A 1,931-nucleotide genomic window follows, 5' to 3' on the forward strand; every position below is an offset into this window, starting at 1 on the left:
ACCGATGCCACTCCACGACTGCTGCTCGCCGACGCCGCCGGTCGTGAAGCGCTGGGCGACACTGGAACGCTGACCGTACTCGATGCATCGCTCGACCACGCGCTCTCGCAAGATAATCCGCATACCGATGTCGCGCCGCATAACCTTGCTTACGTGATCTACACCTCGGGTTCGACAGGCATACCTAAAGGCGTGATGGTCGAGCATCATCATGTGGCGAATCTGCATCACGCGTTGCAATCGACGGTATTCGCGAATTGCGCGCCGAACGCCGGCGTCAGTCTCAATGCCAGCATCGCGTTCGATTCTTCGCTCAAAAGCTTGACGTCCTTGCTAGCGGGACACCGGCTCATCGTGATTCCCTCCGCCGTACGCGCCGATGGCTCAGCGCTGATCGAATTCCTGAATGCGCGCGGCGTAGATGTGCTCGACTGCACGCCGACTCAGCTCGATGTTTTGCTCGTCACCGGCCTGCTCGAACAGCGGCGCTCCGATCTGACGCTGCTCGTTGGCGGCGAAGCGATCACGCAACAAACGTGGCATCGCCTTGCACGGGCCGAACAGATCCGCGCTTTCAATGTCTATGGTCCGACCGAATGCACCGTCGACGCGGCCATCACGGAGATCACAACCGAACTGCCGCAGCCCGTCATCGGCAAGCCGATTGTCAACGCACATATTTATCTGCTCGATGCGCAGCGTCGCTTGATGCCTCCCGGCGCGATGGGGGAGTTGTATATCGGCGGCGCGGGTGTGTCGCGAGGCTATCTGAATCGGCCCGAACTCACTGCCGAGCGCTTTCTCGATGATCCGTTCGCGCCCGGCGCGCGCATGTATCGCACGGGTGATCTCGCGCGTTATCGTGCCGACGGCAATATCGAGTTTCTGGGGCGTAACGATCATCAGGTGAAGATGCGCGGTTTTCGTATCGAGCTTGGCGAAATCGAAACGCAGCTCGCTGATCATCCGGCCGTACGTGACGCCGTGGTCATCGCGCGTGCCCGCCACGAGAAGACGCACGATCAGCAGCTCGTCGCTTATGTCACGCTGGCTTCCGAAACCGATGCGAGCGCCCTGCGCGAACATATGAGCTCGCGTCTGCCGGACTATATGGTGCCATCGGCTTTCGTGACGCTGGATGCCTTGCCGCTTACGCCCACGGGCAAGCTCGATCGGCGTGCATTGCCCGATCCGCAGTGGCAGGATCTTGCGGCTTATGTCGCGCCGCGTACTTCGCTCGAACACTCGCTCGCGCAATGCTTTGCGGATGTGCTCGGGCTCGAACGCGTGAGTGTGTTCGATAACTTCTTTGCCCTCGGTGGGCATTCGCTGCTCGCTACGCAACTCGTTTCGCGTGTGCGTGAGGCGCTTTCCGTCGAGGTGCCTCTGCGCAAGCTGTTCGACGCGCCTAGCGTTGCATCGCTTGCCGAAGCGTTGGAGGAATCGCCTCGTCATGTGAGTGCATTGCCTGCGCTGCACGCTATTGAACGTCCCGCGCATCTGCCGTTGTCGTTCGCTCAAGAACGTCTGTGGTTCCTTGAACAACTGAATCCCGGACAATCGACGTATCACATTCCGATCGCCTTGCGCTTAAGCGGCACACTCGATGTCCGCGCCTTCCATAGTGCTTTAAATGCACTTGTTGCGCGTCATGAGAGCCTGCGCACTTCCTTCGTTCAACACGACGGTCAAGCCGTGCAGCACATTGCTGCCGAACTCGAATTGCCTCTGCCGCTTATCGAGTTGGACACGCTTGCACAAGCCGACGAAGTCCGACGCCTTGCACAAGCCGAAGCCAGCCGTCCCTTCGATCTTCAACACGGCCCATTGCTTCGCGCTCAACTGCTGCGCCTCGCGGAAGATCAGCACGTCCTGCTCTTCACGATGCATCACATCATCTCCGATGGCTGGTCCACCGGCGTGCTCGTGCG

Annotated in this window: 1 protein-coding gene; it reads left to right on the plus strand. The window is 60.0% G+C overall.

Annotation, left to right across the window (positions count from 1 at the left end; genetic code table 11):
• A partial coding sequence (locus tag AWB76_RS38550; RefSeq protein WP_157696344.1) for a non-ribosomal peptide synthetase occupies positions 1 to 1,931 on the plus strand: 1,931 nt, incomplete at both ends.

Source organism: Caballeronia temeraria (genome assembly GCF_001544795.2).
GTDB classification, from domain to species: Bacteria; Pseudomonadota; Gammaproteobacteria; order Burkholderiales; family Burkholderiaceae; genus Caballeronia; species Caballeronia temeraria.